The following is a 12,959-nucleotide window of genomic DNA, read 5'->3' as shown; positions in this document are numbered from 1 at the left end:
GACATGCCACACGTTCGTACACCGAAGCCCCGGATCCGTACCCTGATGGCGTTCCTGGCCCTGAGCACCGCCGCGGTGATCGCCACCGGCATCGCGGCGCCCCTGGTGGAGGCGACGGGCATACCGGTCGCTGCCGTGACCTCGACGGTCGCCTGGCAGCCGTGCGGCGGCAAGGCGGACCCGCGGCAGGAGTGCGGCAGCGTCTCGGTCCCGATGGACTACGCCGTCCCGGCCGGGGCACGGATCTCGCTGGCGGTCTCGCGGGTCCGCGCCGCCGGCCCCGACCGGCACGGGGTGCTGCTGTTCATCCCCGGCGGTCCCGGCAGCACCGGCCTCGGCAAGCCGGGCGAGCTCGCCGGGCGCCTGCCGGCCGAGGTCCTGGCCCGCTACGACGTCGTCTCCTTCGACCCGCGCGGCCTGGGCAAGAGCTCCCCGGTCGACTGCCGCCCGGCGTCGCCCGGCAAGGCGTCCGCGCAGCTGATGCCGTGGCCGGGCCCGGACGGCGACATCGCCCCGAACGTGTCGTGGGCCGCCGAGATGGCGACGGCCTGCGGTGAGGAGGAGAACCCGTTGACGGCACACATCAGCACCCGCAACGAGGCACGGGACATCGACGCGATCCGCGCGGCGCTCGGCGAGGAGAAGCTGTCCTACTGGGGTGTCTCGTACGGGACCTACGTGGGTGCGGTGTACGCGACCATGTACCCGGACCGCACCGACCGGGTCGTGCTGGACAGCAACGACGACCCGGACCCGGGACGTCTGGCGCGCGGCTGGGCGGCCAACTACGCGATCGGCGCCGAGGACCGGTTCCCGGACTTCGCGGCCTGGGCCGCCGCCCGGGACGCCGAGTACCACCTCGGTGTACACGCGGCCGCCGTCCGCGACGCCTTCCTGACGCTCGCCACCCGGCTGGACGGCGCTCCGCTGCCGTGGACCGGCGCCCAGCCGCCCACCCTGGACGGCAACGCCCTGCGTGCGGCCATGCTGCAGGCGCTCTACTCGGACAAGAGCTTCCCCGGGTTCGCCGCGCTGATGAGCGCGGCCCTGCGCGGCGAGCCGCTGCCGGCGGCCAGCGCCCCGCCGGCGGCCGCCCTGCAGAACACCGCAGCGGTGCTGACCGCCACCATCTGCAACGACGTGCGGTGGCCCCGATCCGTCGACGGGTACGCCGAGGACGTCGCCACGAACCGGGCCGCCTACCCGCTGACCGCCGGCATGCCGGTCAACATCTACGCCTGCGCGTTCTGGCCGGAACCGTCCGAGGACCCGGTGACGGTGAGCCCGGACGGCCCGGCGAACGTGCTGATGATCCAGAACCTGCGGGACCCGTCCACGCCGTACGTCGGAGCGCTGCGCATGCGGGCGGCGTTCGGCGACCGGGCCCGGATGGTGACCGTGGACGCCGGCGGGCACGGGTCCTATCTGGCCAACGGCAACGCCTGCGGCGACGGTGCGGTCACCGCGTTCCTGGTGACCGGCGAGCGCCCGGCCGACGACGTCAGCTGCCGCTGATGAGCCGCGCGGCGACGACGGCCCGGGATCGCCACTCCCCGTGGTTCCCTGATGGACGGAGGGTGTTCCGGGTATCGGTCATATCGGCCTGGGCTGCTACGATTGCCGCGATGCTGCGAGCCACCCTCCGTTCCCTGGGATACCTCTCCAGCAGTCTGCTCGCCGGCCCGGTCGCCTTCCTCTGGAGCCTGGTGTCGACCATCGTGGTCGGGTTGCTGTCGCTGACCCAGCTCGGTGGCCCGGTCTTCCTCGGCGCGATCTGGGTGACCCGGCACCTCGCCGCGTTCGAGCGCAACCGGGCCGCCCTGGTGCTGGACTCCCCGATCGGCTCGCCCTACGTGCCGGTCAAGGCCGACGGCATCGGCCGGCGGGTGGTCGGCGTCGCGGCGCAGCCGGCCACCTGGCGCGACCTGGTCTGGCTGAGCGTGCTGTTCCCGCTGGGCCTGCTGTTCGGGGTGCCGGCCGTCGTGTGCACCGTGGTGAGTGCGGCGGCGGTCAGCGCGCCGCTGTGGGCCTGGGCGGTGCCCAATCCCAACGCCCCCTTCCCGATGAACGTGCTGATGCTCACCCTCTCCGGCCGGTTCGCCCTGGCCGGCGCGGGACTGCTGCTGCTGGTGGTGACGATCCGGCTGATCCGCGTGCTGGCCCGGGCCCAGGCCCGGACCGCGAGCGCCCTGCTCGCGCCGGGCCGCCACCAGCACCTGGTCGACGAGGCGGCGCGGCTGAGCGAGTCGCGGCGCCGGGTGGTCGACGCCCAGGCCGCCGAGCTGCGCCGGATCGAGCGGGACCTGCACGACGGCGCGCAGGCGCGGATCGTCGCGGCCGGCATGACCCTCGCGCTGGCCGCCCGCAAGCTGGGCAACGAGCACGCCGCGGTCGCCGACGTCGACATGGCCCGCCGGCAGCTCGACGACGCGCTGGGCGAGCTGCGCCGGCTGGTGCGCGGCATCCACCCGCCGATCCTCACCGACCGGGGCCTGCACGCCGCGGTGTCGGCCCTGGCCGGCGACAGCCCGCTGCCGGTCGAGGTCGACGCCGACCCGGCCGTGCGCTTCCCCGCGGCGGTGGAGTCGGCGGCCTATTTCGTCATCGCCGAGGGCCTGGTGAACGCGTCGAAGCACGCCGACGCCGGGCAGTGCGTCGTCAGCATCACGAAAGCCGAGGACCGGATGACCGTCACCGTCGCCGACGACGGGCACGGCGGCGCCGACCCGCACGGCTCCGGGCTGGAGGGCCTGCGCCGCCGGATCGAGGCGCTCGACGGCGAATTGACCGTGACCAGTCCGGCCGGCGGCCCGACCGCCCTGCACGCGGAGATCCCCCTGTGAGACGCATCGTCATCGCCGAGGACCTGCTCCTCCTCCGAGAGGGCATGTCCCGGCTGCTCACCGCCACCGGCCACACGGTCGTCGCGGCGGTCGGCAGCGCGCCGGAGCTGGTCGCCGCGGTGGCCGAGCACCGCCCGGACCTGTCCATCGTGGACGTGCGGATGCCGCCGAACTTCCGCGACGAGGGGCTGCGCGCGGCGCTCGAGATCCGCGCCGCGGATCCGGACGCCAAGGTTCTCATCGTCTCCCAGTACGTGGAGCGGGCGTACGCGCAGGAGCTGCTGGCCGACGGCCGCGGCGGCACCGGCTACCTGCTGAAGGACCGGGTCACGGCGCTCGACGACTTCCTCGACGCGGTGGAACGGGTCGCCGACGGCGGCACCGCGATGGATCCCGAGGTGGTGCGGCACCTGGTCACCAGGACCAGCCGCAAGGAGGGCAACAACGCGCTCACCGCCCGCGAGCAGGAGGTTCTCGGGCTGATGGCGCAGGGGCTGTCCAACTCGGCGATCTGCGCCGCGCTGTTCCTCGCCCCGGTCTCGGTCGAGAAGCACATCGGCAGCATCTTCACCAAGCTCGACCTGCCGCCGGACGCCGACGCCAACCGCCGGGTCCGGGCCGTCCTCGCCTACCTCAACCGGTGACGCCGGGTCACCACTCGACGGTCGGCCGGGCCACGCCCCAGGTGGCCGGTCCCGGCTGACGGGCCACCGCGTCCGGGCCGCCGGCCACGCGCAGGCCGGGGAGGCGGGGCGCCGGCGCCGTACGGGGTGCCGGGTGAGGTCCACATCGGCGGGGCGGGACTGGCCCGCGGGTACCTGAACCGGCCCGCGCTGACCGCCGAACGGTTCGTGCCCGACCCGTACGGGCCGCCCGGCTCCCGTCTCTACCGCACCGGTGACCTCGCCCGGATGGATTCCGGCGGCCGGCTCGACTTCCTGGGGCGCGCCGACGACCAGATCAAGGTTCGGGGCTACCGGATCGAGCCGGGCGAGATCGAAGCGGTCCTGCGGGAGCATCCGGGCGTCGGCGCGGCGGTGGTCACCGGCCACGGCAAACTGACGGCCTACTGCGTGCCGGTCTCCGGCCGGCCGCCGGCCGCCGCGGAGCCGGCCGGGCACTGCGCCGCGCGGCTGCGCATGACGTTCGCCTCACCCCCACCCCGGAGACGATGTACGGGCTGTCCACCATCGTGGACGCCGGCCCGGACCTCGACTTCGGCATCGTCGGCGAGTTCAGCGGTTACTGGGCGGGCACGATGTGCCGGATCGCCTCCGGCGACGGATACGTGATCCTGTCCAACGGCGACAACGGCCGGCGGATCGCCGAACACGTCATCGGCGCCGGCGGCGCGGCCATGCCGTTCCGGGATCAGCCGGAGGCAGCCGACGGGGAACGGGACTGAGCCCGGCGTCCGGGCCCGGTCCCGTCCCGTTTCAGCTGTCGGCCTGGGCGATGCGGTAGAAGGTGGGCCGGGCCAGCCGGATGTAATCCTCGGTGCGCAGCGCGATGGAGCGTTCCAGGGTGGCCGCGTTGAAGAAGAGCTCCGCATGGTCGCAGAGCTCGGGATCGGCGAAGAGTTCGAGCGCCGGGTTGAAGGCGAACGGCACGATCGCCCCGCTGACCGCCGCCGACAGCCGCTCGGCGGTCGGCCGGTCGGCGCACATCGCGTCGCGGGCGCCGGTCAGCGCCTTGATCCTGGCGAAGTCGACCCGCCGGTGGCCGGGAACGACGGCGAGCACGTAACGGGACTGCTTCTTGGTCATCCGGATGCGTATCACCAGGCATTTGGCGGCCTGGGCGAGCGGATGCCCGCGCAGGCGACTGGCCAGATCGGTGTGGCCTTCGGCCGGATGGTCGATCACCCGGTAGTCGGCCCGTTCCCGGTCCAGGAGGGCGAAGAGGAGGTCGGTGGTCGAGGATGAACGGCGCGCCGCATTGTCGGACGACACGGTGGCTCCTTCGGAAGGAATGCGGGGAGGATTCCGCCGGGCCATCGCGAACAGCAGCCATTGCCGTCACACGAGAATCACGTACCGGCGATGTGGTTTGAACGCATTTTCCGGCGTGAATCGATAAAGCTTCGATAATGGGAATGTATGGGATTCCCGTAGAGGCGCCTCCTTTTCAGCGAACCTCCCGAATGTTTCGGCGCCGCCTCCCGAAACTCTCGGGGACACAGAGTCACCCTGCCCTCCACAGCACGAAGGGAGGACAGCGCTTTCCCCAAATATTCGCAGGTAGAAGCTCCGGGCTACGTTGCAGCAAGCCTGCGAGAGCGCCCGTATTTCCGTAAGGTTTCCGGAAGTTGTTGACAGGCGGACGCGGCACACGCGACCATCTCGCAATGACGGGCCTCGATGAGGCCATTCGCGGCACGAGAGCCGATGCGGCCCGTCGCACCCCCCTGGGCTGTTCCCCGGCAGCCCTCCCTCAGGAGGAGTCATCCACATGTCAACAGATTCCACCCGGCGCGGACCGCGTAGTCGCGTCCGTCTCCTCACCAGCGCCGCCTGCGCCGTCGCGATCGCCGTGTCCGGCGTCGCGATGGCCGGCGTCGCGCGCGCCGAGGCCGACCGGACCGTCTCGTCGAACACCACCGGCACCCACAACGGCTACTACTTCTCGTTCTGGAAGGACAGCGGCAACGCGAGCATGACGCTGCGCGCCGACGGGCGGTACACCAGCAGCTGGGACCGCAGCACCAACAACTGGGTCGGCGGCAAGGGCTGGGCCACCGGCACCCGCCGGACGGTCACCTACTCGGGCTCCTACAACCCGGGCAACAACAACACCTACCTCGCCCTGTACGGATGGACGCGCAGCCCGCTCATCGAGTACTACATCGTCGAGAACTTCGGCAGCTACAACCCGAGCAGCGGCGCCCAGCGGCTCGGCACGGTCACCACCGACGGCGGCACGTACGACATCCTGCGCAGCCAGCGGGTCAACGCGCCGTCGATCGACGGCATCCAGACGTTCTACCAGTACTGGAGTGTGCGGCAGCAGAAGCGCAGCTCCGGCACCATCACGGTGGCCAACCACTTCGACGCGTGGGCCCGGGCCGGGCTGAACCTCGGCACCAACCACAGCTACCAGATCATGGCGACCGAGGGTTACCAGAGCCAGGGCAGCTCCGACATCACCGTCCGTGAGGGCGCCGGCCCGACGAACCCGACCACCCCGGGGACCGGCGACTGCACCGCCACTCTGTCGGCCGGCGAGCGTTTCGGCGACCGGTTCAACCTGAACGTCGCGGTCAGCGGCACCAGCAACTGGACGGTCGGGCTCAACCTCAACGGCGGGCAGAGCATCCAGAACAGCTGGAACGCCGCGGTCAGCGGCACGAGCGGCGCGGTCACCGCACGCCCGAACGGCAACGGCAACAACTTCGGCGTGACGGTCATGGCCAACGGCAACTGGACCTGGCCGACGATCACCTGCAGGACGAACTGATGAACGATCTCACCGGGGACTCCGCCCCACGGCGCCGCTGGCGCGCGGCCGTCGTCACCGGCACGGCCGCCGCCCTGGCCGCCTGCACCGTGCTCCTCCTGCCGGGCACCTCGAACGCGGCGACGACGCTCGGCGCGTCCGCGGCCGAACGCGGCAGGTACTTCGGTGTCGCGATCGCGGGCGGCAGGCTGAGCGACACGCAGTACACGACCATCGCGAACCGCGAGTTCAACATGGTCACCGCCGAGAACGAGATGAAGCTCGACGCCACCGAACCCAACCAGAACCAGTTCAGCTTCTCCTCCGGCGACCGGATCGTGAACTGGGCGATCAGCAACGGCAAGCAGGTCCGCGGACACACGCTGGCCTGGCACTCCCAGCAGCCGGGCTGGATGCAGAACATGAGCGGGACCGCGCTGCGCAACGCCATGCTCAACCACGTCACCCGGGTCGCGACCTACTACCGCGGCAAGATCCACTCCTGGGACGTGGTGAACGAGGCCTTCGCCGACGGCTCGTCCGGGGCCCGGCGCGACTCCAACCTGCAGCGCACCGGCAACGACTGGATCGAGGCGGCGTTCCGGGCGGCCCGGGCCGCCGACCCGGGGGCGAAACTCTGCTACAACGACTACAACACCGACAACTGGTCACACGCCAAGACGCAGGCCGTCTACCGGATGGTCCAGGACTTCAAGCAGCGGGGCGTCCCGATCGACTGCGTCGGATTCCAGGCGCACTTCAACTCCGGCAACCCGGTGCCGAACAACTACCACACCACCCTGCAGAACTTCGCCGACCTGGGCGTGGATGTGCAGATCACCGAGCTCGACATCGAGGGCTCCGGCTCCAGCCAGGCCGAGCAGTACCGGGGCATCGTCCAAGCCTGCCTGGCGGTGACGCGGTGCAACGGCATCACGGTGTGGGGTGTGCGCGACAGCGACTCGTGGCGTGCCTCCGGCACTCCGCTGCTGTTCAACGGCAGCGGACAGAAGAAGGCCGCGTACGACGCCGTACTCGCCGCCCTGAACAGCGGCCAGCCCGGGCCCGGCCCCTCCGGCAGCCCGTCGAGCAGCCCCACCGGCCAGCCCGGTGGCAGCTGCACGGCCACCTACAGCGAGGGCCAGAAGTGGAATGACCGCTTCAACGGCCAGGTGACCGTCACCGGCAGCGACAACTGGATCGTGACAGTGACGGTGTCACCGCCGCAGCGCATGATCGCCACCTGGAACGTCAGCGCCACCTGGGATTCCAGCGGCAACGTGATGACCGGCCGGCCGAACGGCAACGGGAACGCGTTCGGGTTCACCGTCCAGCACGGCGGCAACTGGAACTGGCCCGCGCTGGCCTGCCGGACCGCCTGACCATCGCCGAGGGGAGAGTGCGCCGATGGGCCGGTGGCGAGTCACCGGCCCATCGGCGTCCCGCGCGGCGATCAGGCCGACTCCCGTCGCACCAGACGGGTGGGCAGGATCAGCGAGGTGGGCTCCTCGCCGCCGATCACGGCGATCAGCATCCGGGCCATCTCCTTGCCGAGCGCCTGGATCGACTGGTGGATCGTGGTCAACGGCGGAGCGGTGTGCTCGGCGATGCCGACGTCGTCGAAGCCCACCACCGCCACGTCGGCCGGCACCGACCGCCCGGAGTTGGTCAGCACGCGCAGGGCGCCGGCGGCCATCTTGTCGCTGGCGGCGAAGACGGCGTCGAGGTCCGGATGGGACGCCAGCAGGCTTCGCATCGCCGCGGCGCCGCCGGCCTCGGTGAAGTCGCCCTCGGCGGTGCCGTGCGGGGTGAGACCGGCGATGATCATCGCTTCGCGATATCCGCGGTAGCGGGCCTCGCCGACGTCGGTGGACATCTGCCCGGTGATGGCGGCGATGCGGGTACGGCCCAGACCGGCCAGGTACTCGGTGGCGAGCCGCGCCCCGCCCACGTTGTCGGAGTCGACGTACCACTGCGGCTGGACGTGCCACGGCCGGCCACCGTAGACGACCGGGACCCCCGCCTGCGCCACCAGCCGGGTCAGCGGATCGTCGCCGTGCAGCGGCATCAGCATGAGACCGTCCACGCCGCGGGTCCGCAGCAGGTTCGTCAGCCGGAACCGGCCCCGGCCGGAGCTGGCCAGGCACAGCAGCAGGTGCAGGTCGGTCTCCTCGAGCGCCGCGGACACCCCCACGATGACCTGGGCGAAGAACGGGTCGGCGAACAGCTGGGGGTCGTCGTGGGAGACGGCGAGCGCGACGATCCCGGTCTGCCGGGTGGCCAGGGCGCGGGCGGTGCGGTTGGGCAGGTAGCCCATCTCCTTGATGGCCCGCTCGACGGCGTCACGGGTGGCCCGGCTGACATGCGGCGCCTTGTTGATGACCCGCGACGCCGCGGAGCGTGACACGCCGGCCCGCTCGGCCACCTCGTCCAGAGTGGGCTGCCGCCGGGGCGTCGATGCTGTCATCTGGCTGCCGGTTCCTTTCGTCCGCAGCATCGTATCGACAGCGGTCGACGCCGTCGACGACTGGGAGCGGTCCCGGCCAGGGCTTGACAGGTACCGCAGGCTTGCCGAGCATTAATCGAGATACGCCGATGCGACATTCTGGAAGCGCTTCCAGTCTCAGCTCCGGACGGCACACCCCGTAGCCGAACCCCCTCCGATGCTCAGGAGACCCGCGATGCCACGTCCCCTCCGTTCCCGGGCGCTCGCCGCCCTCGCCCTCGTGATCCCCGCGGTGCTGCTCGGCGCCCCGGCCGCGCACGCCGATCCGATCAGCCAGACCAGCGGGTTCTACGTCAACCCGTACTCCAGCCCGGCCGCCTGGGCCGCCGCCAACCCCGGTGACGGGCGGGCCGCCGCCATCCGCACCGCCATCGCACAGAAGCCGATGGCCAGCTGGTTCGGCAACTGGAGCGGCGACATCGCCGGCGCGGTCGGCTCCTATGTCGGCGCCGCCGACGCGGCCGACAAGCTGCCGCTGCTGGTGGCGTACAACATCCCCGGCCGCGACGCCTGCGGCGGCCACTCCGGCGGAGGCGCCGGCAGCGTCGCCGCCTACGACGCGTGGATCACCTCGTTCGCCGCCGCGATCGGCAACCGGCCCGCCGTGGTCGTTCTCGAACCGGACTCGCTCGGCGACTTCAGCTGCATGAACCAGAACCAGATCAACGAGCGCCTCGGCATGCTCTCCCGCGCGATCGGCCAGTTCCGGTCCCGGACGCCGCACACCTGGGTCTACCTCGACGCGGGCAACCCCGGCTGGATCGACGCCGGCACGATGGCCCAGCGACTGAACGCCGCGGGCGTCTCCGGCGCCCGCGGTTTCGCCCTGAACGTGTCGAACTACTTCACCACCGGCGAGAACGTCACCTTCGGCAACCGGCTCGCCGGCGAACTGCGACGATACGGCTACACCAAGCCCTTCGTCGTCGACACCAGCCGCAACGGCAACGGCGCGAACGGCCAGTGGTGCAACCCCGCCGGCCGCCGCATCGGAACCCCGACCCAGATGGGCGGCGGCGCCGAGATGCTGCTGTGGCTCAAGACCCCCGGCGAATCCGACGGCAACTGCGGCGTCGGCGGCGGCTCGTCAGCCGGACAGTTCCTGCCCGAGGTCGCCTACAAGATGATCCACGGTTACTGACCGGCCCCGTTCCGACCGGGCGTCCCGTCACGACCATCCGCCGGATGCAGGTGATACAGGCCCGTCCCGGTCAACCCCGGCTGACTCTGAGGGCTGTCTCGAGCACCTCGAGACAGCCCTCCGTGTCCTTGCGACGCCCGTGCCGTGGGTGAAAGTCGGCCGCTGGGCGCGGTTGACATAACGCTTTCGATCAAGGCGTGAGCTGCGGTGATGGCCGACTTTCGAGTCAGCCGAACAAGATCCGGACCGGCTGGTTGTCACTGCCGCTCCGCTCCGGCCGACGCCGCGACGCCGGGATCCCGGCGTCGCGGCGCTCACTGTGGCCCGGCGGACTCCGGCCGGAGGTCGTGGTGGGGGTTGCCGGCGGTGAGCCGGATCGTGAAACCGGCGGGATCGCGGTACAGGGCGACGTGGTTGCAGGACTGGTGGGCGATCCACAGGCCGAGACCGCCGTGGCTGCCGTCACCGGCGGGCAGCAGACCGGCGAACGGGTCCTTCGGGCCGGTGCCGGAGTCGGTGACCGCGACGACGATGCGGTCGGCGCCGCACCACAGCCGCACCCGGATCGGTCCTCGTCCGTGCCGGTGGGCGTTGGCGACCGCTTCGCTGACCGCCACGATCAGGTCCTCCACCTCCTGGTACGGCAGGTGTCCGCGGCCGGCGTCGCGGACGGCCCGGCGGGCCTCCGCCGCGGTGGGGGCGAGCAGGTCGGCCCGCGGGGTGGTGCGCTGCACCGGGTCCGGCACCGGCTGCCGGCGCTCGCCCAGGTACGGGATCGGGTCGGTGTAGTCGCGGTTCGGCACGTGCCGCCCGCCGGGCAGCGCGGTGCGGGGATGCGTGCGCCGCACGTCGGCGAGCACCGCGGCCGAGGTCGTCCGGGTGTCGTAGGCGCACATGCCCCACAGCGGGAACTCGTCGTAGGCGTGGTTGACGGCGGACTCGTACCGCGCCCACCAGTCCCAGGTCACCCCGAGCACCTCGGGCGGCACCGCGCCGATGATCCGGATCTGTGCGGCGCCGCCGGCGTGATAGCCGGCGAGGAGTTCACGGTACGCCCGGATGGCGCCGGCCGGGCGGGCGTAGACGGAGGCGCCCGTCAGGTAGGTCACCGGCAGCCCCGGCGGCAGCGCGGCGCGCACCAGCTCCGTGTGGCGACTGCCGAGCGCCACGACGGTGGGCTCACCGGCGTCGACGCCGCCGGTCAGGAAGGGCAGCGCCACGGCGAGCAGGTCCTCGTCGGAGCCGAAGCAGACCGCCTCGTGGTAGTAGCCGTGATGCCCGGCGGCGGCCCCGGTCCTCACGGGGTGACCTCCACCCGCAGGCTCGGCGCGTCCAGCAGGGCGGCGATGCGGGCGGCCGCGCCGAACCGGGTCCGCACCACGGCGGTGACCCCACGCTCCTCGGCGAACCGCCGCAGGATGGTCAGGGATCGGTGGTCGATGAAGCGCAGCCCGCCGGCGTCCACCAGGACCTCGCCGCCGGCCGGGGGCGGGCCGGTGCGCCGCAGCGCCGCGGCGAAGAGGTCCTCGGTCGCCATGTCGAGCTCGCCGTCCAGCACGATGCCGGCCGGCGCCGGGCCGGGATGCAGCTGGAACGTCACCCCCGGTCGCATGACTGACCTCGTGCAGGCAGGCCAGTTCGGCGATCGCCCGATCACCGAGTTCGTCCCGGTCGTAGACGCAGACCGCCCGCATCGGCGCGGTGCGCATGTACCGTCCGATCTGGTACTCGTAGCGGGCGAACGCGTCGCGCTGGGCGTCGGTGCGGACCAGGACGGTGGCGTCCGCGACCACCCGGAAGCCGGTGAACCCGGCGGCCAGGGCGTCCTCGGTCGCGGCGGTGTAGGCGGCGACCTGCGCGGCGGGATCGATCACCCGGCCGACCGGGTAGGCGTCGGTGAACGACAGGATCCGGGCGGCATCGCCGTGCTGTGACGTCCCCGTGTGACGGAGCCAGTCGGCGGTCGCGCTCAGCCGGGACCCGGGAATCAGCCAGACCTGCTCGCCGGCGGCGAGCCCGGCACGAAGGAACTCACGGGCCCGGGCGTCGGAGGGATGACGATCATCGTGGGCCCAGCATGCGTGCCCGGCCTCGGCCACCGTGCTCATCCGCACGCCGGAGCGGGGATCCTCATCCGGCAACAGTACCGAGATGGTCCGCCCCTGGTGAAGGCGCCGTCACGGATCACGCCGGCTCCCGGGGCCGCCGGCTCTACTCCGAAACGAACGGGTGACGGAGCCGGCGCATCGCGCTTTCTCCGCAGTCCGACGCGCGGCGCACCGGCGCCGGCTCACCCGCGGCGGGGGCGGGGGCGAGAAACGGTGACATGCTCGCGACGGCCGGAACCGGGGCCGTGCTCCGGAAACGCGAGAAGTCGGACAGCGCGCGGGCGACCGGCGCTTTGTCGATCATCGTCATAGGGGCCTTCCTGAAACGGCACGTCACATCGAAACGCGGGCCGTTGAAAATCTCATGAACAGAAACGGAATAGATCGGAGACGCGGACATACCAACGGCGGCTCGCTGAACCAGTCGAGCCGCCGTTGGTGGTTCACGGATCAGATCACGCGAATGTTCTCCGCCTGCGGGCCCTTCTGGCCCTGGGTGACGTCGAACTCCACCCGCTGATTCTCCTCAAGGCTGCGGAAACCGCTCGCCGAGATCGCCGAGAAGTGGGCGAACACGTCGGCGCCACCGTCGTCCTGGCTGATGAAGCCGAAACCCTTGTCGCCGTTGAACCACTTCACGGTGCCTGTAGCCATGTCTTTTTCCTTAGCAAGCTGTCGGAGTCCGCACTGTGCTGACTCTCACGCCGCCGCGTTGATCACCCGTGTCGCATCGACACGGAAAACGAAAAAGCGCCTGCACGGGCTTCAGATAACCCATCAGGCGCTGGAAACGTCTACGGAAATCAAAACTGCAACATGGCAAACGTAGCACAGAAATCGGCCGGCGGCGCGGATTCTCGCAGCCGGCTCTCCGGTTCGGCCATATTCCACTCCGCCGGGCGCCGTACCCGGCGGCTCGGTGCGGG

Annotated in this window: 12 protein-coding genes and 2 pseudogenes; 7 read left to right on the top strand and 7 right to left on the bottom strand. The window is 71.4% G+C overall.

The features are described 5' to 3' along the window. Nucleotides 1-3 precede the first annotated feature (3 nt). The 4 genes from Aut01nite_RS31655 to Aut01nite_RS43845 all read left to right on the top strand — a co-directional run bounded on the left by Aut01nite_RS31655 (nucleotide 4) and on the right by Aut01nite_RS43845 (nucleotide 4,248). The gene (locus Aut01nite_RS31655) at nucleotides 4-1,515 is read left to right on the top strand and encodes an alpha/beta hydrolase (protein ID WP_043525067.1); all 1,512 of its coding nucleotides are present in this window, start codon (nucleotides 4-6) and stop codon (nucleotides 1,513-1,515) included. 110 nt (nucleotides 1,516-1,625) lie between these two features. Continuing rightward, nucleotides 1,626-2,843: a sensor histidine kinase gene (locus Aut01nite_RS31650; RefSeq protein WP_043525066.1), complete on the top strand. Its 1,218-nt coding sequence runs from the start codon at nucleotides 1,626-1,628 to the stop codon at nucleotides 2,841-2,843. Next, complete coding sequence (locus Aut01nite_RS31645; protein ID WP_043525065.1) at nucleotides 2,840-3,487, top strand: response regulator transcription factor; 648 nt, start codon at nucleotides 2,840-2,842, stop codon at nucleotides 3,485-3,487. The genes Aut01nite_RS31650 and Aut01nite_RS31645 overlap by 4 nt, the downstream gene beginning before the upstream one ends. A gap of 527 nt (nucleotides 3,488-4,014) precedes the next feature. After that, nucleotides 4,015-4,248, top strand: coding sequence for a hypothetical protein (locus Aut01nite_RS43845; protein WP_043525064.1), 234 nt, complete (start codon nucleotides 4,015-4,017; stop codon nucleotides 4,246-4,248). A gap of 31 nt (nucleotides 4,249-4,279) precedes the next feature. Here Aut01nite_RS43845 and Aut01nite_RS31635 read toward each other — a convergent pair whose 3' ends face one another. Next, nucleotides 4,280-4,795, bottom strand: coding sequence for a YbaK/EbsC family protein (locus Aut01nite_RS31635; protein WP_236642697.1), 516 nt, complete (start codon nucleotides 4,793-4,795; stop codon nucleotides 4,280-4,282). 499 nt (nucleotides 4,796-5,294) lie between these two features. Here Aut01nite_RS31635 and Aut01nite_RS31630 point away from each other — a divergent pair, with 499 nt between their 5' ends. Continuing rightward, nucleotides 5,295-6,299, top strand: coding sequence for a glycoside hydrolase family 11 protein (locus tag Aut01nite_RS31630; RefSeq protein ID WP_043525063.1), 1,005 nt, complete (start codon nucleotides 5,295-5,297; stop codon nucleotides 6,297-6,299). After that, nucleotides 6,299-7,660: a glycoside hydrolase family 10 protein gene (locus Aut01nite_RS31625; protein WP_043525062.1), complete on the top strand. Its 1,362-nt coding sequence runs from the start codon at nucleotides 6,299-6,301 to the stop codon at nucleotides 7,658-7,660. The genes Aut01nite_RS31630 and Aut01nite_RS31625 overlap by 1 nt, the downstream gene beginning before the upstream one ends. A gap of 71 nt (nucleotides 7,661-7,731) precedes the next feature. Here Aut01nite_RS31625 and Aut01nite_RS31620 read toward each other — a convergent pair whose 3' ends face one another. After that, nucleotides 7,732-8,745, bottom strand: coding sequence for a LacI family DNA-binding transcriptional regulator (locus Aut01nite_RS31620; RefSeq protein ID WP_173476677.1), 1,014 nt, complete (start codon nucleotides 8,743-8,745; stop codon nucleotides 7,732-7,734). 214 nt (nucleotides 8,746-8,959) lie between these two features. On the opposite strand from Aut01nite_RS31620, the gene Aut01nite_RS31615 reads away from it, so the two are divergent. Continuing rightward, complete coding sequence (locus tag Aut01nite_RS31615) at nucleotides 8,960-9,925, top strand: glycoside hydrolase family 6 protein (RefSeq protein WP_043525061.1); 966 nt, start codon at nucleotides 8,960-8,962, stop codon at nucleotides 9,923-9,925. Nucleotides 9,926-10,239: 314 nt separating this feature from the next. Here Aut01nite_RS31615 and Aut01nite_RS43840 read toward each other — a convergent pair. The 5 genes and pseudogenes from Aut01nite_RS43840 to Aut01nite_RS31600 form a co-directional block, all read right to left on the bottom strand. Continuing rightward, nucleotides 10,240-11,181 (bottom strand): annotated as a pseudogene (locus Aut01nite_RS43840) (anti-sigma factor RsbA family regulatory protein); the annotation flags it as partial. A gap of 41 nt (nucleotides 11,182-11,222) precedes the next feature. Next, entirely contained in the window at nucleotides 11,223-11,537 is a 315-nt protein-coding gene (locus tag Aut01nite_RS43835; protein WP_236642696.1) for an STAS domain-containing protein, read from the bottom strand. A gap of 70 nt (nucleotides 11,538-11,607) precedes the next feature. Further along, nucleotides 11,608-12,033: pseudogene (locus tag Aut01nite_RS44935) on the bottom strand (MEDS domain-containing protein); the annotation flags it as partial. Nucleotides 12,034-12,136: 103 nt separating this feature from the next. Continuing rightward, nucleotides 12,137-12,343 carry a hypothetical protein gene (locus tag Aut01nite_RS31605; RefSeq protein ID WP_043525060.1) on the bottom strand — a complete coding sequence of 69 codons (207 nt, stop codon included), beginning with the start codon at nucleotides 12,341-12,343 and terminating at the stop codon, nucleotides 12,137-12,139. Between the two features lie 140 nt (nucleotides 12,344-12,483). Then, complete coding sequence (locus Aut01nite_RS31600; RefSeq protein WP_043525058.1) at nucleotides 12,484-12,687, bottom strand: cold-shock protein; 204 nt, start codon at nucleotides 12,685-12,687, stop codon at nucleotides 12,484-12,486. Nucleotides 12,688-12,959: the final 272 nt, after the last annotated feature.

Origin of the sequence: Actinoplanes utahensis, assembly GCF_016862455.1 — a bacterium.
GTDB classification, from domain to species: domain Bacteria; phylum Actinomycetota; class Actinomycetes; order Mycobacteriales; family Micromonosporaceae; genus Actinoplanes; species Actinoplanes utahensis.
Note: the sequence above shows the minus strand (reverse complement) of the source record. Positions and strands in the feature narration are given on the sequence as shown.

Excerpts from the sequence above, each read along its gene's own strand:
- Aut01nite_RS31655 (WP_043525067.1), top strand. The coding sequence starts at position 4 with ATGCCACACGTTCGTACACCGAAGCCCCGGATCCGTACCCTGATGGCG.
- Aut01nite_RS31650 (WP_043525066.1), top strand. The coding sequence starts at position 1,626 with ATGCTGCGAGCCACCCTCCGTTCCCTGGGATACCTCTCCAGCAGTCTG.
- Aut01nite_RS43845 (WP_043525064.1), top strand. The coding sequence starts at position 4,015 with ATGTACGGGCTGTCCACCATCGTGGACGCCGGCCCGGACCTCGACTTC.
- Aut01nite_RS31630 (WP_043525063.1), top strand. The coding sequence starts at position 5,295 with ATGTCAACAGATTCCACCCGGCGCGGACCGCGTAGTCGCGTCCGTCTC.
- Aut01nite_RS31625 (WP_043525062.1), top strand. The coding sequence starts at position 6,299 with ATGAACGATCTCACCGGGGACTCCGCCCCACGGCGCCGCTGGCGCGCG.
- Aut01nite_RS31620 (WP_173476677.1), bottom strand. The coding sequence starts at position 8,745 with ATGACAGCATCGACGCCCCGGCGGCAGCCCACTCTGGACGAGGTGGCC.
- Aut01nite_RS31615 (WP_043525061.1), top strand. The coding sequence starts at position 8,960 with ATGCCACGTCCCCTCCGTTCCCGGGCGCTCGCCGCCCTCGCCCTCGTG.
- Aut01nite_RS43835 (WP_236642696.1), bottom strand. The coding sequence starts at position 11,537 with ATGCGACCGGGGGTGACGTTCCAGCTGCATCCCGGCCCGGCGCCGGCC.
- Aut01nite_RS31605 (WP_043525060.1), bottom strand. The coding sequence starts at position 12,343 with ATGACGATGATCGACAAAGCGCCGGTCGCCCGCGCGCTGTCCGACTTC.
- Aut01nite_RS31600 (WP_043525058.1), bottom strand. The coding sequence starts at position 12,687 with ATGGCTACAGGCACCGTGAAGTGGTTCAACGGCGACAAGGGTTTCGGC.